The sequence below is a fragment of the Novipirellula aureliae genome (genome assembly GCF_007860185.1).
GTDB lineage: Bacteria > Planctomycetota > Planctomycetia > Pirellulales > Pirellulaceae > Novipirellula_A > Novipirellula_A aureliae.
Window position 1 is genome coordinate 255,498 of record NZ_SJPY01000008.1, and the last position, 20,821, is coordinate 276,318.

At 52.6% G+C, this 20,821-nt stretch carries 21 protein-coding genes and 1 tRNA gene; 10 read left to right on the forward strand and 12 right to left on the reverse strand.

What is annotated here, in order from left to right; genetic code table 11:
- Positions 1-58: 58 nt before the first annotated feature.
- Positions 59-132, reverse strand: a tRNA-Ile gene (locus tag Q31b_RS23295).
- A 417-nt stretch (positions 133-549) separates the two neighbouring features.
- On the opposite strand from Q31b_RS23295, the gene Q31b_RS23300 reads away from it, so the two are divergent.
- The 4 genes from Q31b_RS23300 (at position 550) to Q31b_RS23315 (ending at position 4,523) form a co-directional block, all read left to right on the forward strand.
- Complete coding sequence (locus tag Q31b_RS23300) at positions 550-2,082, forward strand: OprO/OprP family phosphate-selective porin (RefSeq protein WP_231617789.1); 1,533 nt, start codon at positions 550-552, stop codon at positions 2,080-2,082.
- A gap of 47 nt (positions 2,083-2,129) precedes the next feature.
- The gene (locus Q31b_RS23305) at positions 2,130-2,651 is read left to right on the forward strand and encodes a hypothetical protein (protein ID WP_146602057.1); all 522 of its coding nucleotides are present in this window, start codon (positions 2,130-2,132) and stop codon (positions 2,649-2,651) included.
- Positions 2,652-3,108: 457 nt separating this feature from the next.
- Positions 3,109-3,423, forward strand: coding sequence for a hypothetical protein (locus Q31b_RS23310; RefSeq protein WP_146602058.1), 315 nt, complete (start codon positions 3,109-3,111; stop codon positions 3,421-3,423).
- Between the two features lie 176 nt (positions 3,424-3,599).
- Positions 3,600-4,523 (forward strand): DUF1559 domain-containing protein, encoded by a 924-nt coding sequence (locus Q31b_RS23315; protein ID WP_146602144.1) that lies wholly within the window; start codon positions 3,600-3,602, stop codon positions 4,521-4,523.
- Positions 4,524-4,956: 433 nt separating this feature from the next.
- Here the strand turns inward: Q31b_RS23315 and ilvD are convergent, their stop codons facing one another.
- Entirely contained in the window at positions 4,957-6,636 is a 1,680-nt protein-coding gene (ilvD, locus tag Q31b_RS23320) for a dihydroxy-acid dehydratase (protein ID WP_146602059.1), read from the reverse strand.
- A gap of 112 nt (positions 6,637-6,748) precedes the next feature.
- On the opposite strand from ilvD, the gene Q31b_RS23325 reads away from it, so the two are divergent.
- Both Q31b_RS23325 and Q31b_RS23330 read left to right on the forward strand, forming a co-directional pair.
- Positions 6,749-7,462 (forward strand): 3-keto-disaccharide hydrolase, encoded by a 714-nt coding sequence (locus Q31b_RS23325; RefSeq protein WP_197172133.1) that lies wholly within the window; start codon positions 6,749-6,751, stop codon positions 7,460-7,462.
- Positions 7,463-7,611: 149 nt separating this feature from the next.
- Positions 7,612-8,058, forward strand: a complete 447-nt coding sequence (locus Q31b_RS23330) for a biopolymer transporter ExbD (protein WP_146602060.1) — start codon at positions 7,612-7,614, stop codon at positions 8,056-8,058.
- A 4-nt stretch (positions 8,059-8,062) separates the two neighbouring features.
- Here Q31b_RS23330 and Q31b_RS23335 read toward each other — a convergent pair whose 3' ends face one another.
- The 7 genes from Q31b_RS23335 to Q31b_RS28615 all read right to left on the reverse strand — a co-directional run bounded on the left by Q31b_RS23335 (position 8,063) and on the right by Q31b_RS28615 (position 14,788).
- The gene (locus tag Q31b_RS23335) at positions 8,063-8,920 is read right to left on the reverse strand and encodes a class I SAM-dependent methyltransferase (RefSeq protein WP_231617790.1); all 858 of its coding nucleotides are present in this window, start codon (positions 8,918-8,920) and stop codon (positions 8,063-8,065) included.
- Positions 8,921-9,514: 594 nt separating this feature from the next.
- On the reverse strand, positions 9,515-11,134 hold the full coding sequence (groL, locus tag Q31b_RS23340) for a chaperonin GroEL (RefSeq protein WP_146602061.1): 1,620 nt from the start codon (positions 11,132-11,134) through the stop codon (positions 9,515-9,517).
- 102 nt (positions 11,135-11,236) lie between these two features.
- Complete coding sequence (groES, locus tag Q31b_RS23345) at positions 11,237-11,554, reverse strand: co-chaperone GroES (RefSeq protein ID WP_146602147.1); 318 nt, start codon at positions 11,552-11,554, stop codon at positions 11,237-11,239.
- A gap of 969 nt (positions 11,555-12,523) precedes the next feature.
- Entirely contained in the window at positions 12,524-13,291 is a 768-nt protein-coding gene (locus Q31b_RS23350) for a response regulator transcription factor (RefSeq protein WP_146602062.1), read from the reverse strand.
- A gap of 152 nt (positions 13,292-13,443) precedes the next feature.
- Positions 13,444-13,671 carry a hypothetical protein gene (locus Q31b_RS23355; RefSeq protein ID WP_146602063.1) on the reverse strand — a complete coding sequence of 76 codons (228 nt, stop codon included), beginning with the start codon at positions 13,669-13,671 and terminating at the stop codon, positions 13,444-13,446.
- A 157-nt stretch (positions 13,672-13,828) separates the two neighbouring features.
- Positions 13,829-14,101 (reverse strand): CheR family methyltransferase, encoded by a 273-nt coding sequence (locus Q31b_RS29740; protein ID WP_146602064.1) that lies wholly within the window; start codon positions 14,099-14,101, stop codon positions 13,829-13,831.
- Positions 14,102-14,626: 525 nt separating this feature from the next.
- The gene (locus tag Q31b_RS28615) at positions 14,627-14,788 is read right to left on the reverse strand and encodes a hypothetical protein (RefSeq protein WP_197172139.1); all 162 of its coding nucleotides are present in this window, start codon (positions 14,786-14,788) and stop codon (positions 14,627-14,629) included.
- A 139-nt stretch (positions 14,789-14,927) separates the two neighbouring features.
- Between Q31b_RS28615 and Q31b_RS23365 the strand changes: the two genes are divergently transcribed.
- Complete coding sequence (locus tag Q31b_RS23365) at positions 14,928-15,941, forward strand: L-threonylcarbamoyladenylate synthase (RefSeq protein ID WP_146602065.1); 1,014 nt, start codon at positions 14,928-14,930, stop codon at positions 15,939-15,941.
- A 108-nt stretch (positions 15,942-16,049) separates the two neighbouring features.
- Positions 16,050-16,373, forward strand: coding sequence for a hypothetical protein (locus tag Q31b_RS23370; RefSeq protein WP_146602066.1), 324 nt, complete (start codon positions 16,050-16,052; stop codon positions 16,371-16,373).
- Between the two features lie 189 nt (positions 16,374-16,562).
- On the opposite strand, the gene Q31b_RS23375 is transcribed toward Q31b_RS23370, so the two are convergent.
- The 3 genes from Q31b_RS23375 to Q31b_RS28620 all read right to left on the reverse strand — a co-directional run bounded on the left by Q31b_RS23375 (position 16,563) and on the right by Q31b_RS28620 (position 18,155).
- Complete coding sequence (locus Q31b_RS23375) at positions 16,563-17,282, reverse strand: pyridoxine 5'-phosphate synthase (RefSeq protein ID WP_146602067.1); 720 nt, start codon at positions 17,280-17,282, stop codon at positions 16,563-16,565.
- Positions 17,283-17,477: 195 nt separating this feature from the next.
- A complete protein-coding gene (locus tag Q31b_RS23380; RefSeq protein ID WP_146602068.1) occupies positions 17,478-17,660 on the reverse strand; it encodes a hypothetical protein in 183 nt (60 codons plus the stop codon).
- Positions 17,661-17,990: 330 nt separating this feature from the next.
- The gene (locus Q31b_RS28620; RefSeq protein WP_197172142.1) at positions 17,991-18,155 is read right to left on the reverse strand and encodes a hypothetical protein; all 165 of its coding nucleotides are present in this window, start codon (positions 18,153-18,155) and stop codon (positions 17,991-17,993) included.
- Between Q31b_RS28620 and Q31b_RS23385 the strand changes: the two genes are divergently transcribed.
- Positions 18,149-19,486 carry a DUF6666 family protein gene (locus Q31b_RS23385; protein ID WP_146602069.1) on the forward strand — a complete coding sequence of 446 codons (1,338 nt, stop codon included), beginning with the start codon at positions 18,149-18,151 and terminating at the stop codon, positions 19,484-19,486. The genes Q31b_RS28620 and Q31b_RS23385 overlap by 7 nt on opposite strands.
- Before the next feature lie 342 nt (positions 19,487-19,828).
- Entirely contained in the window at positions 19,829-20,821 is a 993-nt protein-coding gene (ygfZ, locus tag Q31b_RS23390; protein ID WP_231617791.1) for a CAF17-like 4Fe-4S cluster assembly/insertion protein YgfZ, read from the forward strand.

Consider the following 20,821-nt stretch of genomic DNA (forward strand, 5'->3'; position numbering starts at 1 on the left):
ATAAGAAAGACGAGCGTTTTGCGGAGCCTTGCGACGATTTGCGAGGCAATGCGAAAAGTAGGGGTGGCAGGACTCGAACCCGCGACAAAGGGATTATGAGTCCCCTGCTCTAACCGACTGAGCTACACCCCCGAAGAATCCTCTCCTGTTTCTTGGTCAATCCTAACGAATTTACGCTGTTTTTTAAGTTCAAAATGTAAGATCATTCGCCAGATTTTAACAAAAGTTGGAACTTCCGCGTCATTATTCTACGGATCGTTTGATTGTCCGCTAGCGGTCGGTTGTTTTCAATTGCATGCATCATCCGTGGTCGGCAAACTTTGCAGGTTTTTTGCGTGAAGCCGGCTATGACGAAGTTGTCTTAACACAACCTTTATACCGATGTAGTTTCTCATTTTATTCCATTTGACCCAACAAGTGGAGGTCGATGAAGACGACTGGCGGACCGACGTTTTGGCGTGTCACAAGACCGTTTCAAAGCGTTGCTGCAGCAGGATGCTGCGGAGTTTGCCTTTTCAATGAACTTGCCATGATGGAAGGATTCATCCTATGACGACCCGATTACCCAGCATGTGTGGCGGCCTGTTGGTTGTCCTATGCATTGCTGTAGCGACATTCTTTTCTGCCAATCAAGCCTTCGCCGATGAGATGAATTTCGGTTCCGTTCATCCCGTTGCCTACAACATGCTGGAACTGGGAATCCCCACCGAGGAAATCGGCGATGCCGCCAACGCAACGGTTGATCCGAGCGACACGGACGAAGCGGAAGATAAGCTGGCAGAACTCAGCAAAAAGATTGCGGCTTTTGAAGAGGAACTTGAAATGCTTGGTGGAGCGATCGATGACGTTTCCGACCTTGCAACGGACAAGACCATCGTTCACAGCGGGACGAGCAAATCAACGATGAAAGTCGGCGGCCGTATCCATTTGGATGCTTGGGGTTTTGACCCCAAAGAGGAGAATCCGCCAAATTTTATGGATGATGGCGATCCTGAAAACCGGCTTGGGTTTCGCCGGGTCCGTTTCGGCGTCAAGGGTAATATCAAAGACAATATGCTCTACAAAGTTGAGATGGAGTTTGCGGGAGGCAACAAGTCGGAGTTTCGTGACGTTTATATGGGGTGGGTCGACTTACCTGTTTTTCAAACGGTCTTGGCAGGTAACCAAAAACGTCCCTATGGTTTAGATCACCTCAACAGTTCACGTTTCAATGTCTTTTTAGAGCGTCCTTTTGTCATCGAAGGTTTCAATCAAGACGCCCGTCGTTTGGGAGTGGCATCGTATGGGTTCTCGGACGACCTTCGCTACAATTGGCGCTACGGTGTTTACAACCAACAGAAAATTCAAGGGCTCGGAAACTACGTGGGTGACCATTTGCAACTTGAGCTCGCCGGTCGCTTAGCAAGTACGGTTTGGTATGACGAGATTAGCGGCGGACGCGGTTACGCCCACTTGGCGATCTCGGGAACGCATGCTGACAATCCTGGCAATGGAATCGCAGACGACAGCGATGCTGAATTTAAGACACGGCCCGAAGCTCGCTCGAGTGACTCAACATGGCTGGATGCTGACATTCGCAGTAACACCGATTCCTACGACCTAATGGGGTTGGAAAGTGTTATCAATGTCGGTGCGTTACAGATCGTTGGTGAGTATCAACGCGTTTGGGCGGATCGACAAAATGGGGCGGCTGACACAGAGTTCGACGGTGGCTACGTCTATGCGTCCTACTTTCTCACGGGCGAACACATGCCTTGGGATCGTGAATCGGGGACGCTCGCCCGTATCAAGCCCTTCCAGAATTTCTGGATCGTCGACCGCTGTGATGATGGTACCGAAGCAGGATGGGGAGCTTGGCAAATCGCTCTCCGATATTCCCGTGCGGACTTTGTTGACCAAGACATCTTTGGTGGCGAAGGCGAAGCTTGGACGTATGGGCTCAATTGGTACTGGAACCCGAATGCCCGAATGCAGTTCAACTACATCAGCGGCAATATCTCAAATCGCGATAGCGGTCCCGGTGGTGCGTTGCAATCAGGCGACTATGACATCTACGGTGTTCGCTTCGGGGTCGACTTCTAATTTTTCCCATCTAACGACATTCAACAGACATCAATAAAGGATTCATCATGAACCAAATAGTTTTCAAAACGATGTGGATTACGGCTTCGTTCCTCTCCATCACGATCGCAAGCATGGCATCGGTCCAAGCAGGATTCGGGCATCATGTGACGCAGCAATGTTGCCCAAACTGCAACCACAACTGCAAATTGGAGGCAAAGCAAGTCGAGGTTGAGAAGAAGTGTTATGAGGTCGAGTGCGAGACGATCTGTGTGCCGCGAGTCGTGTTTCCTTGGCAGACCGGTGATTGTCGCTGGTTCCCATGGAGCAAGAAGAAATCACAGGTAAACCCTTGTGATGCGTGCGACGCTTGCGACGGCGGTGGTTGCAAGGTTTGCACAAATTGCGTTCACAACGGAGCCGAAGTTCGCACAATCAAAGTCTTGAAATCGAAGAGCTACAAGTGCCCCGAGTGTGAATATAGCTGGTCGGTCGACGATGGGCCGGGCTGCGGGTGTGGTGCAAGTGGGTGCTGCGGAAATGCGGGTTGCTGCGATGCAAGCTGCGATTCACTGCCGATGCAGTGGTAGTGGCCCTCCGAGCTACCCCAGACGAACCCGCGGGTAAACACCCAATGCCAATCGCATTTGGCTAACGATCACGACTCGAAGTCGTAGTGACGAAAACGGTTGTGCTATGCTAAACTACGAATAATGCATCGTAGTTTAGCAACCTGTTCGTTACGTATAGGAAGTGTTTTCGTTGATCGGCCTACATGACCGGCATCGTGCGTCCCTGTGCGTTCTCTTGCTGCTGTTGATCTCGGTAGCGGCGAGTGGCGTATTGATCTATCCGGCACAGCGTGTTGGATCGAGAGGTGCTGACCAGGATCGTTTTCCTTGTGAGAACTGTCCGTGTGGCTGTGCGTCGGCCGAGTACTGCTGGGATAAATGCTGTTGCTACACTGACAGCGAAAAGCTGTCTTGGGCAATAAAAGCGGGTGTGCAAGCCCCGCGTTTTCTGGTTGATCGTGTTCGTCGGAATTCCGTGGCAGAAAAAAATCGTGCGCCAAGCTGTGGCATTTGCTGCTGTGCCAAGGACTCTCATAGCGAAGAGGAGGACCAGGGTATTCCTGAACACCTTGCCCCCGCTGCAGCTCCCAAAAAGTCTTCGGTCATTCTAATTTGGAAAGCTGCCGAATGTCGCGGCATCGAGTTGGTTTGGACGCTGTTGTCGCATGCATTTGTCGTTTTAGACAATCAGGGCGACCGATTGTTCCCCCACCGCTTGCAGCAATGGATTCGCTTGTTTGATGAGAATCAAACGTGTCGATCTGATTCGCCCGAGCCACCAGTCCCTTAGTTCTCTAGTTTCGCTTCCTCCACCTATGCGACGTTTTTCTAAACATCGCACGTGGCGAAACTCTGCAATGTATCGTGCTTTACTTCGTCTAGCGAAGTCGTCCTGTTTTGGATTGTCTTCATGCCTCGGCGATCGTTGCGTCTATCCAGTCATCCTATCGTAATTGAGAACTATTTATGAGAACCAAGAAAACACGAAAACCAGACCAACCGATTTCCGGTTTTACACTCGTCGAACTGCTGGTGGTCATTGCGATTATCGGCATCCTCGTTGGCCTACTCTTGCCAGCCGTGCAGGCGGCTCGTGAAGCGGCTCGATCCACCTCTTGCAAAAACAACTTGAAGCAAGTCGGATTAGCCATTCACATGTATCATGATTCGAACCGCTGCATGCCGCCTGGGTGGCAAGGAGTGCATCCGGTAAGTCGCCAACCGTATTGGCTGGGACAACCGGGATGGGGTTGGGCTGCGCGTGTCTTGCCGTTTTTGGAGCAGAGCAATGTGCTCGATAATTTAGTCGATCTTGAAATTTCGATTACCGATCCGCATCATGATGTTGCCCGATTGACATCGATCCCAACGTATTTGTGCCCTTCCGATGCATCTCAACCAACTTTTGTGTTGTCTTCTGGGCCGATGCCAAAACCCAACTATGATTCGGGATTCACTGACACAACGATCCCCACAGCGAACTATATTGGCAACTTTGGAACGATACAAATGTTAGATGCTTGCACGGGCGGCAAGGACTGTGTTGGTAACGGGATGTTGGTCTTTCAGCGACCACTCTTGTTTCGTGATATCCTCGATGGGCTCAGCCATACTTACATGGTAGGCGAACGCACGAGCGAATACTCTCCCTCGACTTGGCTGGGGGTGATGGCTGGGGCCGCCCACGCGCCAGGTCGCATTACGGCGGTGGCCACAACGCCTCCCAATTCCGAAACGGGTGCTTCGTTCAATTTTTGCAGCTACCATCCGGCAGGCACCCACTTCGTTCGGGCAGATGGTTCGGTCGAATTGGTATCCGAATCAATCGATATGCGTGTTTACCAATCCCGATGCACTCGCGCCGACGGTGACCAAGTGTTCGACGAGTAGCCCTTCGGGTGCGAAAGGAATTGAATGACAACCACCGCAGCCGTTCCTAGGCAAGATCGACGAACTGCGGATTTCAGCTGCCGTCCGTTGCCTGCAAGGCTTTACACCGGAGCAACGATTTGCGTCCGACGAGTCGATCGTTTTGCTGCTGTACAAGGACCGACAAGTCGGCTCCTTTCGGTTCGCTCACCGTCCGCCCGCCGCGAGGGTAACCTTGGAATCGAAAGGCCACTTGGTGCCTCGTTAGCACTTTAGCGCCACGAAGAAGAAGGGGGGAGGAATCTTTCGTGGCTGTGGCTTCCAGCCGCAGCTCACCAGGTGCAAGATGCCCCGGCCACTCCTTTCGCCAAGCCTAAAGTCAAGCTGTGACAAAGCCCTAGCCGTGGCAATCTCACTCAGGCAATCTCACTCAGGCAATCTCACTCAGGCAATCTCACTCATCGGTGACGCAGCCTTCGCTGGCAGTCTTGACGTTTTTGATGTATTTGTACAGCGTTCCACGTGTTGCCTTGAGTGGTGGTGCGGTCCAGGCCGCTTGTCGTTTGGCAAGTTCTGCTTCGCTAAGGTCCACATCGAGCCGATTGGTTTCGGCATCAATTGTGATTGTATCGCCATCTTGGACGAGTCCGATTGGCCCGCCCAATTGGGCTTCGGGAGTAATGTGTCCGACGATAAAACCGTGGCTGCCACCGCTAAAACGCCCATCGGTTAGAAGCGCGACCTCGCCACCGAGTCCAGCACCCATGATGGCGCTGGTGGGCGTCAGCATCTCGGGCATACCTGGACCGCCCTTGGGGCCTTCGAAACGAATGATAACGACGTCGCCTTTTTGAATTTTCTTTTCTTCAAGGGCGTGAAGCATGTCCTCTTCGCTATCGAACACGCGCGCGGGCCCAGCGAATTGCAGCCCTTCTTTGCCGGTGATCTTGGCGACGCTGCCTTCGGGAGCCAAGGATCCTTTCAGAATGCGAATATGTCCGGTTTTTTTGATTGGATTGCTGACAGTGTGGACGATGGTTTGGCCTTCTTTGAGTCCAGGCAATGCTTCGAGGTTCTCGGCCATTGTTTTTCCGGTCACTGTCATACAAGATCCATCGATCAAGCCTTCCGACAAGAGGTACTTCATCACCGCTGGCGTTCCACCGACCGAATGCAGGTCTTCTTGGACGAATTTGCCACTTGGCTTGAGGTCAGCCAATAGGGGGACGCGGTCACTAACGCTTTGAAAATTGTCGATCGTCAGCGGGACGTCCACCGAGCGGGCCATGGCGATCAAATGCAGAACCGCGTTGGTACTGCCGCCGAGTGCCATGACCGTCACCATGGCGTTTTCAAAAGCGGTGCGAGTCATAATGTCGCGTGGTTTCAGGTCGAGCTCTAGTAGCTTCTTGATCGCCTCGCCTGTACTGTGACATTCTTCGATCTTGGCCGGATCTTCAGCCGGGATACTGGCGGAGTAGGGCAATGACATACCCAACGCTTCAATTGCGGAGGCCATCGTATTGGCGGTATACATGCCGCCACATGCTCCTGCACCGGGACAACTATGACGGACGATGTCTTGCCGATCGGCCTCGTCGATTTGCCCCGCCAAAAATTGGCCGTAACACTGAAACGCGCTCACGATGTCAAGCTTTTCACCTTTGTAATGTCCTGGTTTAATCGTGCCGCCATAAACCATGATCGATGGTCGGTTGAGTCGTCCCATGGCGATTAAGCAACCAGGCATGTTTTTGTCGCATCCTGGCAGTGCCACCAATGCGTCATACCACTGTGCTGCCATCAATGTTTCAATCGAATCCGCAATCAGGTCACGGCTTTGCAAGGAATAGCTCATCCCGTCCGTGCCCATCGAAATACCGTCGCTGACGCCGATGGTGTTAAATCGCATTCCGAATAGGCCAGCGTCATTGACGCCCTTTTTGACTTCAGCAGCCAAATCGAGGAGGTGCATGTTGCAGCTATTACCTTCGTACCACATGCTTGCTATACCGATTTGCGGTTTGTCCATGTCCTCGGGGGTCATCCCGGTGGCGTAAAGCATCGCCTGGGACGCTCCCTGGCTCTTAGGCTGCGTGACTTGGCGACTATACTTGTTGAGTGGTTGGTTCATGGTGCAAATGCGTTTTGATGGAAAAAGTGTTTAGAAATGTCCGATGGCCAATTATGATCCTCCTCCCGCATTTCACAACGGGACAGTAGCGAAACTTCAGGGGAGAAATAGAATGATGAGTTGTTTTCAAAAGAATTTTGTCCGTTTCCTCGTTTGCTGCCTGTTCGTTTTTCCGTTTGCCGTCGGAGAAACACAAGCTCAGGATCAACGTGAAACGCCTGCGAAAGAGCAGGAAAAATGGGAGCAGGATGAGTTTGAGTTGAAATCGAGGACGCTTTTTGATGGCGAGACGTTAGCGGGATGGGAAGGCAACGCGTATTGGTTTCGCGTTGAGAACGGTGCAATCGTCGCAGGTCGACAGGAGCAGCAAATTCCCCACAACCTGTTTCTCTGTACAACCGAGATCTTCGTCGATTTTGATTTGCGATTGGAAGCAAAATTGGTCGGAAAGGCTCAAAACGCAGGAGTGCAATTTCGCTCGAAACGGATCCGTGGCGAAAGCGAAGTGGCTGGTTACCAGGCCGATATGGGGGTTCTAAACGGTAAATCGTTGTGGGGATCACTCTATGATGAGTCACGAAGGAAAAAGTTTTTGGCGAGGCCGACTCCAGTACCCTCAGCAGATCCGATGAAGCATGGTGAGTGGAATACGATTCGAATTCGATGCAAGGATGATCGAATTCAACTTTTCATCAACGGTGTTCAAACCGTTGACTATACCGAAACCGATTCAAACATTTTGCGTTATGGTGTGATCGGGTTACAAATACATGGCGGGCCGGCTGGCGAAGCGTGGTATCGGAACATTCGCCTACGATCTCTTTGATAGAGCGTTCTTGCTTTCAAACGTGATGCCTCGGCACCATACCCGTTCCCTTTGCCAGAAGACGGAGAGTGGCAAACCGAAGCAAACGGTACTCGCTGGCATCTCCACGTCGATCAAGATAGACTCTACGAAACAAGGGAAAGCCAAACATGAAATTGCCAACGTCACATCGACAACGATCGCTCGAAGTAAAGATGACTCCGATGATTGACGTTGTTTTCCTGCTTCTGGTCTTCTTCGTTTGGACCAGCAGTTTTGAAATGCCTGAGTTTGATTTGCCAAGTGCGATCGCTCAAACACCTGATTTGGGCACTCGTTCGGACACCGATCTCCATCCACTTGTTGAAGTGTTTGACGAGATCGTCATTCGACTTGTCTCCAGTGGCGACATGGTTCAAATTCAAATGAATGGCCAACCCATCGAAAATTCGCAAATGCTGAAAGGACGCGTAGCTGAGATCCTGCGAATAGGCGTTCAGCCGCCCGTGATCGTCGATCCAGATCCAGGCGTTCCTATGGCCGAAGCGGTTCGTATCTACGATCTGCTCCGCACCGTTGGCGTGGACCGAGTGATGTTTGCTGCCAAAGCTAGCTAAGCGATTAGGATGGCACCCAAAGCTTGTTACAGCTAGACGCATCCGAGCTCGTTGTCAGCGAGTTGGTCCGGCGAGCTTTGATGCGAAGATAGGGTGCGACAAACTTTGCCCGATGGGCGAATGAGCCAATCGCAGCATCCTGTTCGGCATGAACAGGTTCGACGAGATCTTCGATCACGAACCCTGATCGGCATAGACCGCCGACTAATTGTTCATAGCGATGCAGGTATTCGATACTGCCCGGCTCACGCAATCGTGCTGCGACCGGGGATCGCGAGGATGGGGGTGGAATCGGTGAATCGCGATAGTAAGCGTGTCTTATGCCGTAGTGGCAATGCGAGGAAGAGCCGCCGCCGATTTCGATGATGTCAACGCTGGATTGCAAGCTAACGGGGTTCTTGTGTTGGCTGATGTAGACGCCATTGGTTCTGAGGACCCGGGCGACTTGTTCGTAGATGATTTGAACGTTTGGCAGGTAGCAACTGCTAACGGGTTGAACGACCAGGTCGAATTCGGCCGGTTCGAACAGGCTTAAATTGTCCATGGAGGCTTCGGCAACGCGGATATCGAAATTTCGTTCTCGGGCAACCTGTCGATCGAGTTCTAGCATTGCCGGACTGAGATCAACGACGGTCACGTAGGCACCTGCGGCAGCGTACAAAGCGCTGTGCCGACCACCGCCTGCGGCAAGGCACAAGACGCGTTGGCCGGCAATGGATGAACCGAGCCAACCGCTCGAGTCAATGATCGCCATCGGGTCGGCAAGTTCCGCATCGGTAGCAGTGCGGCAGAGCGGATGATTGGCGGTTGCCATCGAATCGTACGCCTGACGATTGCGGCGAAGTGTTTCGTTGTATTTCACTGGAGTCTCTGAGGAAGCGGAGCGGTAACATACTACTCAGTGATCACCGGCACTTTCAGCCTCTCGGCGAAGAGGTCGTGCCGCATTTAAGTGTTTGTTTCACAAGCATTTGCAGCTACTCTACCTCCCCCTTAGCTTCGCTTGGGGGAGGAAGATAATTGTTTGCTAACAACGACCTAAAAGCTGCACGAGCTCTGCGTTTGGGGAGGGGGAAGGCTACTGACGATTAGCTTTGAAAAAATGACACTTCTCGCTAATCGCCACCACTGTTGCAGCGGCCCCCAATGGGCTTGCCCCATTGGAGCCAACGATTGGCAGCTAGAAACAGCACCGTTGTCAAGTAAGACCCCAATGGGCTTGTCCCGTTGGTGAATCAGATCTCGCTCACCCAACGGGGCAAGCCCGTTGGGGTCGATCATCTGAAAAACACTAGGATTTAGGCAACAATCGTTCGCTCCAACGACGCAAGGTCGTTGGCGGCGGATAGTTTGATGGTGGCGATTAGCGAGAAGTGTCGAAAAAATCGCAAAAAACGGCCGGCGGATTTCTCCGTCGACCGTTCTATTGAAAAGCGTTAATCAATTTCAGGCGGCATTAGTACATGTCTTGGTCGCCGCCGGTTCCGCCACCCTTTTTCGGTGACGGCTTTTCTGCGACTAACGCATCGCTGGTAAGCAATAATGTCGAAACGCTTGCGGCGTTTCCGAGTGCAGTGCGGGTCACCTTGGTTGGGTCGATAACGCCCGCTTTCACAAGGTCTTCGTAAGTGTCGGTCAAGGCGTTGTAGCCTTCGTTGTTCTTCATGCCAAGAACCTTTTCGCAAACCACTCCACCGTCTTGGCCCGCATTTTGAGCGATCATGGTCAACGGGGCCTTGCAGGCTCGTAGGACGATCTTGTAGCCGACGATTTGGTCCTCGGTCATATCGTCCGGAGGAGTCACTTTGCTGGAAGCCCGCAGAAGAGCGACACCACCGCCTGGCAAAATACCTTCTTCGACGGCAGCCCGGGTTGCGTGAAGAGCATCTTCGACACGAGCTTTCTTTTCCTTCATTTCCGATTCCGTCGCTGCACCGACGTTGACCTTGGCAACTCCGCCAGCCAGCTTGGCCAAACGTTCTTCGAGCTTCTCGCGATCATACTCGCTGGTGCTCAGCTCAATTTCGCGGCGAATTTGGTCGATACGACCCTTGATGTCTGCGGTCTTGCCGGCACCTTCGATGATCGTCGTGTTGTCCTTGTCGATGATGACCTTCTTGGCGCGACCCAATTGAGGCAGATCGACGCTTTCCAGCTTCGTGCCGAGTGCTTCGAAGATCGCTGTTCCGCCTGTCAGGATGGCAATATCCTCCATCATCGCCTTGCGGCGGTCGCCGTAACCGGGTGCCTTCACAGCACAAACGGTGAAGGTTCCACGCAATCGGTTGATAACCAACGTCGCCAGCGCTTCACCATCGACATCTTCAGCGATGATCAAGAGTGGCTTGCCTTGCTGAACAACCTTTTCCAACATCGGGACCATGTCTTTGATGTTGCTGATCTTCTTTTCAAAGACCAAGATATAGGCGTCTTCAAGAACGACTTCCATCGTTCCAGGATCGGTAACGAAGTAAGGCGACAAATAGCCTCGATCGAATTGCATCCCTTCGACCCATTCCTGCTCGGTGTGCAAGCTCTTGCCTTCATCGACGGTGATCACACCATCTTTGCCGACCTTGCTCATTGCATCTGCAAGGAGTTCACCGATTTCTCGGTCGTTGTTCGCTGCGATTGACGCAACGTTTGCCATAGCTTCTTTATCCTTGACCTTCGTTGCCATTGCATGCAGCTTTTCGGTCAAATCTTCGACAGCCCTCTCGATGCCGTACTTCATCTGAACGGGATTAACGCCAGCGACAACGGATTTGAGTCCTTCGTTGAAAATCGCTTCGGCCATAACGGTCGCGGTGGTCGTGCCGTCTCCGGCAACATCGCTGGTCTTGCTAGCGACCTCGCGAACCATCCGAGCCCCCATGTTCTCGTAGACGTCTTCAAGTTCGATTTCTTTCGCAACCGTAACGCCGTCCTTCGTGACGGTTGGGCTACCGAAGCTTTTCTGTAAAATAACATTACGGCCCTTGGGGCCTAGAGTGACCTTGACGGTGCGAGCCAGTTTCGACACGCCGCGACGAATCGCTTCACGTGCTTCTTGGTCAAAAGCAATCATCTTTGCCATGAGAAATTCGTTTCCAGTTTATTGTGTGATGGTTTTAGATTGTAAGGAATCAAAGATTTGCGTTATCCAAGCAGTGATCCTTGAGTAGCGGTCGGTCGAACACTACTCGATAACTGCCAAGACGTCATCTTCACGCATTAACAAATACTCGACATCGTCGATCTCGACGGTTTCGCCCGCATAGCTGCTGAACAGTACGTTTTCACCGGCCTTCAATTGACATGCGGCTCGGGTACCGTCGTCGAGCATCTTTCCACTACCGACGGCAATGATCGTGCCTCGTGCAGGTTTCTCTTGGGCCGAGTCGGGCAGTACAATACCGCCAGCGGTCGTTTGTTCACTTTCTTCACGTTGAACCACAATACGTTCGCCGAGGGGTTGCAAGCGAATCGCAGAGCTTTTCTTGGTGGCAGTCGCCATATCCGTGACACCTTTCATCAATACAGGACAGAAATTTCGTTAGGTTTGTTTTGTCTACGCTTTCAACAGCTGATCACCAAAGCGACACACGAATGAAAATGGATGTGTGCACAAATGGCAGCGTGCCGTGTAGCGGAGAAAGAGAAGAGCAAGCGGCGTGCCGATAAGATAAATTAAGTCACAAGTGATTGGTGAGAAATAGTTTAGGTGCAGCAGCTGGTGGCTCAGGTGGACTCGCTCTACACAAAATGGCAGTAGTGCTTCGTCAAAATATAAGGCTAGCGTTGCTTGTTTTGTGGCTGTGGCTTCTAGCCGCAGAACTGGGGCTGGAAGCCCAAGTCACGTTTTGTCGCAGAACTGGGGCTGGAAGCCCAAGTCACGTTTTGCCGCAGAACTGGGGCTGGAAGCCCAAGTCATGTTTAGCCGCGGAACTGGGGCTGGAAGCCCAAGTCACGTTATGCCGCAGAACTGGGGCTGGAAGCCCAGGTCACGTTTTGCCGCAGAACTGGGGCTGGAAGCCCAAGTCACGTTTTGCCGCAGAACTGGGGCTGGAAGCCCAAGTCACGTTATGCCGCAGAACTGGGGCTGGAAGCCCAAGTCACGTTTTGTCGCGGAACTGGGGCTGGAAGCCCAAGTCACGTTTTGTCGCAGAACTGGGGCTGGAAGCCCAAGTCACGTTTTGTCGCGGAACTGGGGCTGGAAGCCCAAGTCATGTTTTGTCGCAGAACTGGGGCTGGAAGCCCAGGTCACGTTTTGCCGCGGAACTGGGGCTGGAAGCCCAAGTCACGTTTTGCCGCAGAACTGGGGCTGGAAGCCCAAGTCACGTTTTGCCGCGGAACTGGGGCTGGAAGCCCAAGTCACGTTTTGCCGCAGAACTGGGGCTGGAAGCCCAAGTCACGTTTTGCCGCGGAACTGGGGCTGGAAGCCCAAGTCACGTTTTGTCGCAGCCTAGGACGAAGCCGTCCTGACTTAGTCCCCTGTGTCGTTGTTGCGGTTGGCGCGTTCGTCCTCCGCAGGTTCTGCAATGAAGCGGTAGCCTGCATCCCGAATGGTCAATAGATGGATTGGCAAGCTGGGTTCTGGCTCGATGATTTTTCGCAATCGGGCGATAAACTGGTCAACCGCTCGAGTTTGCAAATTACCCGAGACCCCCCAAACCTCGCTCAGTAATTCATTTCGGCTGATAACGCGCCCACGATGCTCGGCAAAGTACTTCAAAAGCCGCAGTTCCTTTGGGGTCATGCGGACCGATTTGCCCGATACACTTACCTCGTGGGTTTCAAAATCGACCTGTGTGTGCCCAAATTGGAATTCGACAACCCGCTCGACCATCTTTTTCGAACTCGCTTTCGTCGGTTCGCGAGCTGCGATCTGAAGTAGATTCTTGATCCGGCTGAGCAATTCGTCCAGCTCAAACGGCTTGCTCATGTATTGGTTAGCACCAACATCAAAGCCGCGAGTCCGATCTTCCGCCAACGTGCGGGCAGACAGCATCAAGACCGGGGTCGTCAAGCCTGCCTGCCGAATGGATTGGCAAACCGAGTAGCCGCTCATCCCAGGCAACATCAAGTCGAGAACAATTAGATCGATCGATTCCTTGCCCGACTCGACCAATCTCAGGGCGGTTGGCCCATCGACGACCAATGTCACTCGGTAGTTTTCCGCTTCCAAGTTGTACTTGATTCCAACGCCAAGATGCTTTTCGTCTTCGACGACAAGAATATGGGGGGTGGTCATTTCTAGTTCGTATCCTGCGACATCGTGCGCTTTACGCCCCCTCGGGCGATCACTCTTTATCAAAACCCTAAGGCGAGCGGTGCTTGTTGCAATATCATGAACCAGATTGGAAAACGGGGCAACATGCCAACCGTTCTCCAAAAAACGTTTGGCTACTCGCCGTCATGTCTTACATTGCTTCGCACGACAAACTGAGCCGACATTATTTTGCTGTCTTCGAGGATGGACAACAGGACTTGTTCAACAGCGGGCTTCGCGCCAGTGATAGGGGGCACACGGATGTCGACAGGGGCAAGCTTCTCGACAGATAGGGAATCTTGCACAGGCAAGGAGGTTCCATGGTCATTGAAATTCGTTTCGACGCAGATGTTCAGTTGCATGATAGATTGCCTTAGATCACTGAGAAATACGGATCGCCAAATGAGAGGACTGGCGAAAAGAAAAGTTCTACAAAGATCACGCGTTGTGATCTTGCATTTCCCGTATGCAAGGATCACAAAATTGAAGAGAAAAACAACTTGTCAGGCGTCCATTGCGTCAGATTGTCTCGTATCCGCGCGGTAGCAAGATACCGAACCAAACGGTTCGCGATGCAAAAAAGTGACTCATCTTGGCAAGCATTTCACTACAACCGACGAACATTCGTCCATTGGTTGCCAACTTTTGAGAGAAGGTTCTAAACGTACGTTCATAGTTCTGACTTGAGAAATAAATGACCACATTTCTGCAAAAAAATAGATCTGACCGTCTATTGGCTTGTCGTCCACTTAGAAAGGTTGTTCCCGTCGAGTCTGGCGAAGCGTTTGCCATCGTCGTTGAGCCGCTAGCCCGGATTGTTCATTAGCCGTTTTGGCGCTAGCGGGCTGTCGATTTAATCGTTTAACGCTTAGCCGAAGGCGTCAGCTTTTCCGTAAGTGGTCGCCTACGGCTTGGCGTTAAACGATAAGTCGAGTCAAACCGATTAAATCAGCAGGCCGCTAGCGGGCTGTCGATTTAATCGTTTAACGCTTAGCCGAAGGCGTCAGCTTTTCCGTAAGCGGTCGCCTACGGCTTGGTGTTAAACGATAAGCCGAGTCAAACCGATTAAATCAGCAGGCCGCTAGCGGGCTGTCGATTTAATCGTTTAACGCTTAGCCGAAGGCGTCAGCTTTTCCGTAAGCGGTCGCCTACGGCTTGGCGTTAAACGATAAGTCGAGTCAAACCGATTAAATCGACAGCCCGCTAACGCCAAAACGGCTAGTACCCAGACTGTTTTTCGAGCAATGAACGTAAACGCTTTAAGGCGTAGACGTTAGCAAAACAATTTGCAAGCCCATGAATCATCCGGGCTAGGCATCATCGGTTGTCGACGCAGCTGGCGAACTTGGTAACATGACTTGGTAACATGGTTGTCGGTGGTGCCAAGTGCTGGTTACCAGGCCGCAATTTAACAAAGAAGCTATCAAGCGTGATGCCGGCCGGTATCGAATGGCCGGTATCGAATGTCTCGAGTGTCATTCGCGTTCACTTGGATGATTGCTACACTTGGATGATTGCTACACTTGGATGATTGCTATGACAATTGCCCGAGTTCCAGTCGCCGTTGCGTTGAGCCAGCGGACCCAAGTTTGAGTAAAGCTAAGTTTGAGTCAAGTGTATGAGCCGAATCGAGCCCTCTACGAATGAAATGCTCGATCACGCTCGAGCGCTTTTGACGTCGGGGCGTTTGGTAGCGATTCCGACCGAGACCGTCTATGGTTTGGCGGCGAACGCATGGGACGCCTCCGCGGTGCGAAAAATTTTTTCCGTAAAAAATCGCCCACCCAACAACCCGCTCATTGTCCATGTCGCTTCGCTCGATCGAGTTGTCGATGCGGTTAGAATGCCACTTGCGAAACCGATTGAAAGTCAGCTAGCGGCAGTTTCAGATCTTTGGCCTGGCCCGCTAACGGTCGTGCTCCCACGTGGTGAGCGAATTCCCGATATCGTGACGGCCGGGAATCAGACCGTTGCGGTTCGCATCCCTTCCCATCCGGTTACCCTGTCGCTTTTGAATCGGTGCCCCTTCCCGCTGGCCGCCCCCAGCGCCAACCGCTCGAACTACGTCAGCCCAACAACGGCAGCCCACTGTGAGGATGGACTAGACGACACCGTGGCCATGATTTTAGATGGTGGGCCGTGCGACTACGGTGTTGAGTCCACGATTGTCCGGCTTCACGAAAGCGGACCAAGATTGCTCCGCCCAGGCGGGGTTGCAGCCGAAGTGTTGGCCGAGCGTTTTGGTCTATCGGTCGACACACTCATGGAAGTCTCCGCAAACCGGCAAGCGACGAAACAACTCGAAGCACCCGGGATGATGTCTCAGCACTACTCACCCACCACTGCGGTGCAGCTTTTGTATCCTGGTACAACGATTGTGGTGCCCAAAAACACGGGGCGAATTGCCTTTCAAAAGCTAGCGGATGAAGAAGTGAGTCGCTATACGGTCGTCGAAGTCTTGAGCGAATCGGGGGACCTGGAGCAAGTTGCGAAACGGTTGTTCGCGGCGCTTCGGCAGCTAGATCAAGCCCAGTTAACCTGCATCCATATCGACACCTGCTCGCCACGGGGAATCGGTCGGGCGATCATGGACCGACTCGAGCGTGCCGCTGCAAAGAGCAGTGAGTTTTGATACGTCTCGCTGACCACCTTTTGAGTGTCGTCTGCTCCACCAACGTTTGCGTGGGTATCATGAGAGTGCGTATGCGGATCAACCATGGAATCGATTGGGAAAAGTGCCATGAGCGAAGAACGTCAGTACACTCCGATCGGAGAACGCGTCAACCAAGATGTCATGCACGACAACTTCGTGCCAAAGTATAGTGGGCTAGCGTCGGTTCGACCAAGCTTGCTCATATTAACAGGCGTGTGGCTGATCTTCGTGCCGATGGCACTCGGGGGACTCGCCTTCGGTGTGGCCGGTATGGGGGAAGGTAAAACGATCCTCGATCGTTTGATTTTTTCGCTCATGCCCTTGGCTGCTAGCGTTTTAGCTGTCGCCGTTTTATACACCCAAACCTCTCGCTATCGAAACCGTGAAAAAGGGCCAGAGGCGGATGCATGAGCGCAGCGCGCATTGCCGTGCAAATGGAGTCGAGGTTTGGGGGCAAGTCGTGGTAGCGCCGCCGCCCCGGGATGAAACCGAGACAGGGTTTGCGAATCCGTTCGCTATGGTCCTTGCAGGTCCTTTTGCAATGGGTTCGCTTGTGGACGCTCGCTGGGTTGGCGGTATTAACAACACCACCATCGATGGCTATCGTTGAAGATCAAGGATCCGCCGCATCTCGGCAACCGCTTCTCGCATTCCTACCATCAAAGCGCGGCTGACGATGGAGTGACCGATATTGAGTTCGATCAGTCCATCCATGGCTGCGACCGGTCGGACGTTAGCATAGGTAATGCCATGGCCGGCGTGCAAGCGAAGTCCTGCGTCGGAGGCAACGCGGCCCGCATCGATCAATCGTTTCAGTTCGTTGTCGATCGTATGGTGGTTCGCCAAGGCGTAAGGGCCGGTGTGAAGCTCGACGGCATCCACCCCCAGTTCAGCTGATGCTTGCACCTGAGCGGGATCGGGATCAATGAACAGGCTCGTTAGAATGCCTTGCTCTTTGAGTTTTGTGATCGCGGTTTTGATTCGCCCCTTGTCGGCAACCACATCCAGGCCGCCTTCGGTTGTGACCTCTTGTCGGCTTTCGGGCACCAAAAGTCCCCAAGTTGGTTTGAGCCGACATGCGATCGCAAGAACCCCTTCGTCACAGGCCATTTCCATATTGGTTTTAACGGTGACGGTCTTGATCAGGATTTCGACATCCCGATCTTGGATGTGCCGTCGATCTTCGCGAAGATGGAAGGTGATTCCGTCGGCACCGCCTTGTTCCGCCATCGCGGCGGCGACTACCGGGTCGGGTTCATAGGTTCGCCGAGCTTGGCGGACCGTTGCAACGTGATCAATGTTAACGCCTAGTTCAATCATATCATTTGTCTTCGAGGCAACACGCGACAACGGTACTCAGCAAACACTGCCAACAAGATGAGCCGTTTGAACAATAGCCCTGGTTCTTTACTGACACAACCGGGGCTATTGTCTCAACGGCTCATTAAACCGGCAGCTTGAAAAACCGGCAGCTTGAAAAACCGGCAGCTTGAAGTTAAGAATTCAAAGCGTCGCTTATGCTTTTCCGGCTGCTTCGCGTAGTTCTTCGAGTTCAACGGTCAAGCGATGCCGCAACGGGCTTTCGGCGCGAAGTTCGTCATCCAAAAGCAGCTCTGCTTTCTCGAACGTTTCCTCATTACGGTTGGGGTCATTCATCAGTTTACGAAACATACTTTCAATCGTTTTCTCGGTAAGCAAAATCGTCTCCTCAAGTGTGCGGTGCTGAGTTCCATCGTCTGCTTAGGCGCAGTGTTGAGGCCGATCCAACACCCGATGATTGCCAAAAGCCTAAACAGCTTGTCACTCGTATTCATTCATTCTAAGCGCGCAGAGCAGTGCCGCAAGTCCAAACAAAGATAGAATTATGTTCAGACAAGATGTTTTGGCATGGAAGTCCCTGCCGCATGGACGCCCTTAAGGTGGAGGGGTGGAAGGCTTTGGGGGGATAGGCGGGAGCGGACAGCCAGCGACATGTTGAACGAATCTCCATAGCGTGATCACGTGCCATCTCCGTCGGTTAGCTGTTTGCTATCGCAGTGCGGCCAATTCAAATGTGAAAATATTCCGATTGGAGAGTTTTTTATTGTTGTAACGGTCGTATCGAGCCGATAAATCAGACTGGATATCCGTATCGACATCGGTTCGGTCCTTTTTCGCTTGATCTTTGACGGGGTAACGGTCTAAAAATGCCATTCTTTATTGGAAAGCCAGCACTCGTTGCGATGCTTGTATTAGGCATGATGAGTGGTGCAAATGCGGCGGATTCGTCCCAGGTCACTTGGCAAGCGAAACGACCGGCGGCCAGCCAGGTGCGGTCGGAGCAAATAACGCCCAAACGATCGCTCGTGTCGCAAGCCGCGACAGGCGAGGTGATCACGGAAATGCCTTCAGCTCAGCTGGTTAAAGGAAAACGCTTGGTTGCACCTGTTCAGCAAACAAGTTTTTATCATTCCGCTTGTGATTGTAGTGGCCCGGTTTGTGACTGCGGCGAAATCACGTGTGGAGCGGAACCGGTTTGCGGTATGGAAAGCCAATACCTTGTCGAACCAGGTTGCGGTGCGGAACCGCTTTGCGGAGCAGAGTATTATGAGCCAGCCTGCGGAGCTGAAGTGAGTTGCAGCACCTGTGGCGACTACTGCGGCGGTGCCTGTGACTCACCTTGTTCGGTCGAAACGATACCGCTTTATTTGCCACTGCTTCGCATCGAATGGTGTCGCTTTGATTTCTTTGCAGGTGTGCAAGGATTCAAGGGTCCACTCAGCTTTGCGAACACCGATGGAACCAATGGTAGCAGCCGTAGTGGCTCAGGCAGTTTTGGCTTCTACGAAGGTTTCAACGAAGGACGCTCTTTGAAACGCTGGCTTGGCTGGGACATGGCTTGGCAATTTGGAGTACGAGCCACTCAGAATAACCTTTCAGGAGCCGAGTTCACGACCGATTCAAGGAACCAAGTTTTCTTGACGACTGGATTCTTTCGGCGTGTGGATTACGGGCTGCAGTACGGTTTGGTGTTTGACTATCTGAACGACGATTGGTATTTCCAAAGTGATTTAACTCAGCTTCGTGGCGAACTGAGCTGGAAAGACAACGGTTGTCACGTCTGGGGACTGCAGTTCGCAGCCGGCCTTGGCGACGACACGTCGGAGACAAGCGTGATCAATCCTGCGGGAGTGGCCGTCCGTTCAAGCATGACATTTGAGCCTACCGATCAATACCGATTGTTCTATCGTCGACTCCTCCATAACGCTGGGTCTTGGGAAGCCTTTGCTGGCTGGACCGATACCGATGATGGATTGCTCGGGGCTAGCTTGGACTTGCCGCTTCGTCAGAACTTGTCCTTAGCGACGGGAGCAACCTTCTTGGTTCCCAACGAAGGCAACGGCAGTGGCGGCCACCAAGAGGAATCATGGAATATTTCGCTCGGCTTGGTCTATCGTCCTGGTGGCCCGATGGGAGCGGGCCGGTACAGCCGACCGATGTTTGGTGTTGCCGACAATGGAACCTTTTTGGTTGATCGCCTGTAATGGTTTGCAGCGAAAGTCGCCGAGACTTTCGTGCGGCGGGGGTCTTGCACCGGATGCACTCCCTAACAACACAGCGGCAAACAAGGGAAATCGCTCTTTGGGGGCGAAAAGCTCGCAACTTCTCGAGCATGACTGCGAAATCGTTCGATTTGCCCAACAGCCAAAATTCCTGGTCTTTACGGTCTTTGACGCGGATCTGGGGACCCGCTGGGCTCGAACCGAGAACCTTCCGAAACGGCGTGATGGAAGGGAACCCGCCGACATTCGTCGTCTGATGAGGTTCCGTGACGATCTGTCGCGTCGCTGGTGTTGCATTTTGGCGGTGGTTGGTATGCTATTAGCATGACGAATCAAACTGCATTGAATCAAACTGCATTGAACCAAACTGCATTTGTGCTGGAGAATCTCTCGGTGATCGATTTGGTCGGTACCGATTCTTCCGCAGTCCTGAATAACCTGACAACCAACGCCATCACGAAGCTAGCGGTCGGCCAGGGCTGCGAAACGTTCGTTACGGACGTTCGAGGGAAAACGGTTGGACACTTCCTCGTTTTTAAAACCGAGAGTGGCTTTCGGCTGATCGGTGCGGGTGGACAATCAGAGCGTTTTGCAGCCCATGTCGACCGCTACACGATCCGCGAAGATGTATCCACCGAAATCCGCGATGCGGACTTGATTGGCTTGCTAATACCGGCCGCGACTCAAGGAAAAATCCGAAGCGAAACATCGATGGATTTTGAATGCAGGACAGCGGTTGATGGCGGGACCCTTCAATCGAAAACCATTACGATTGACGACACGGTTCTTGACGGTTTTGTCGTGCCCTGGATCGATGGTATATTATGGTTGGTTTCGATTGAGCATCAGGCAAACGTCTTGGCCTGGATTTCGGAACGGGGAATCGCGGTCAAAGACGACGTTGCTTTTCATGAAGTTCGGACGCTTGCCAACTACCCTTGGTACGGTATCGAAGTGACCGAAACGAATTTACCTCAAGAGATAAACCGCGAAGAGCAAACGATCTCATTCGTGAAAGGTTGCTACCTTGGTCAAGAAACGGTGGCTCGTCTTGACGCGATGGGACAGGTCCAAAAGAAACTGGTTCGCTGGTCAATTTCGTCATCAGAATCGCTTGGTGATTCACTGGCCGAGTTATTGACGACCCTCAATGCCGAAGGCAAAACGGTTGGACGACTGACCAGTGTGGCCAAGAACGGGGATGGCGAAATTATTGCGATCGGTTTCGCCAGGCGATCCCATTTTGATCCTGGTGCCGTTGCCGCCGGGACCATTGGCGATTCAACCTTCGAAGCAACCGTGATTGAAAACGAATGA

What these genes read in the sequence shown, in the direction of transcription:
- Q31b_RS23300 (WP_231617789.1), top strand. Translation starts at nt 550, where the DNA reads ATGACGACCCGATTACCCAGCATGTGTGGCGGCCTGTTGGTTGTCCTA.
- Q31b_RS23305 (WP_146602057.1), top strand. Translation starts at nt 2,130, where the DNA reads ATGAACCAAATAGTTTTCAAAACGATGTGGATTACGGCTTCGTTCCTC.
- Q31b_RS23315 (WP_146602144.1), top strand. Translation starts at nt 3,600, where the DNA reads ATGAGAACCAAGAAAACACGAAAACCAGACCAACCGATTTCCGGTTTT.
- ilvD (WP_146602059.1), bottom strand. Translation starts at nt 6,636, where the DNA reads ATGAACCAACCACTCAACAAGTATAGTCGCCAAGTCACGCAGCCTAAG.
- Q31b_RS23325 (WP_197172133.1), top strand. Translation starts at nt 6,749, where the DNA reads ATGATGAGTTGTTTTCAAAAGAATTTTGTCCGTTTCCTCGTTTGCTGC.
- Q31b_RS23330 (WP_146602060.1), top strand. Translation starts at nt 7,612, where the DNA reads ATGAAATTGCCAACGTCACATCGACAACGATCGCTCGAAGTAAAGATG.
- groL (WP_146602061.1), bottom strand. Translation starts at nt 11,134, where the DNA reads ATGGCAAAGATGATTGCTTTTGACCAAGAAGCACGTGAAGCGATTCGT.
- groES (WP_146602147.1), bottom strand. Translation starts at nt 11,554, where the DNA reads ATGGCGACTGCCACCAAGAAAAGCTCTGCGATTCGCTTGCAACCCCTC.
- Q31b_RS23350 (WP_146602062.1), bottom strand. Translation starts at nt 13,291, where the DNA reads ATGACCACCCCCCATATTCTTGTCGTCGAAGACGAAAAGCATCTTGGC.
- Q31b_RS23355 (WP_146602063.1), bottom strand. Translation starts at nt 13,671, where the DNA reads ATGCAACTGAACATCTGCGTCGAAACGAATTTCAATGACCATGGAACC.
- Q31b_RS29740 (WP_146602064.1), bottom strand. Translation starts at nt 14,101, where the DNA reads ATGGCAAACGCTTCGCCAGACTCGACGGGAACAACCTTTCTAAGTGGA.
- Q31b_RS28615 (WP_197172139.1), bottom strand. Translation starts at nt 14,788, where the DNA reads ATGACACTCGAGACATTCGATACCGGCCATTCGATACCGGCCGGCATC.
- Q31b_RS23365 (WP_146602065.1), top strand. Translation starts at nt 14,928, where the DNA reads ATGAGCCGAATCGAGCCCTCTACGAATGAAATGCTCGATCACGCTCGA.
- Q31b_RS23370 (WP_146602066.1), top strand. Translation starts at nt 16,050, where the DNA reads ATGAGCGAAGAACGTCAGTACACTCCGATCGGAGAACGCGTCAACCAA.
- Q31b_RS23375 (WP_146602067.1), bottom strand. Translation starts at nt 17,282, where the DNA reads ATGATTGAACTAGGCGTTAACATTGATCACGTTGCAACGGTCCGCCAA.
- Q31b_RS23385 (WP_146602069.1), top strand. Translation starts at nt 18,149, where the DNA reads ATGCCATTCTTTATTGGAAAGCCAGCACTCGTTGCGATGCTTGTATTA.
- Q31b_RS28620 (WP_197172142.1), bottom strand. Translation starts at nt 18,155, where the DNA reads ATGGCATTTTTAGACCGTTACCCCGTCAAAGATCAAGCGAAAAAGGAC.
- ygfZ (WP_231617791.1), top strand. Translation starts at nt 19,829, where the DNA reads ATGACGAATCAAACTGCATTGAATCAAACTGCATTGAACCAAACTGCA.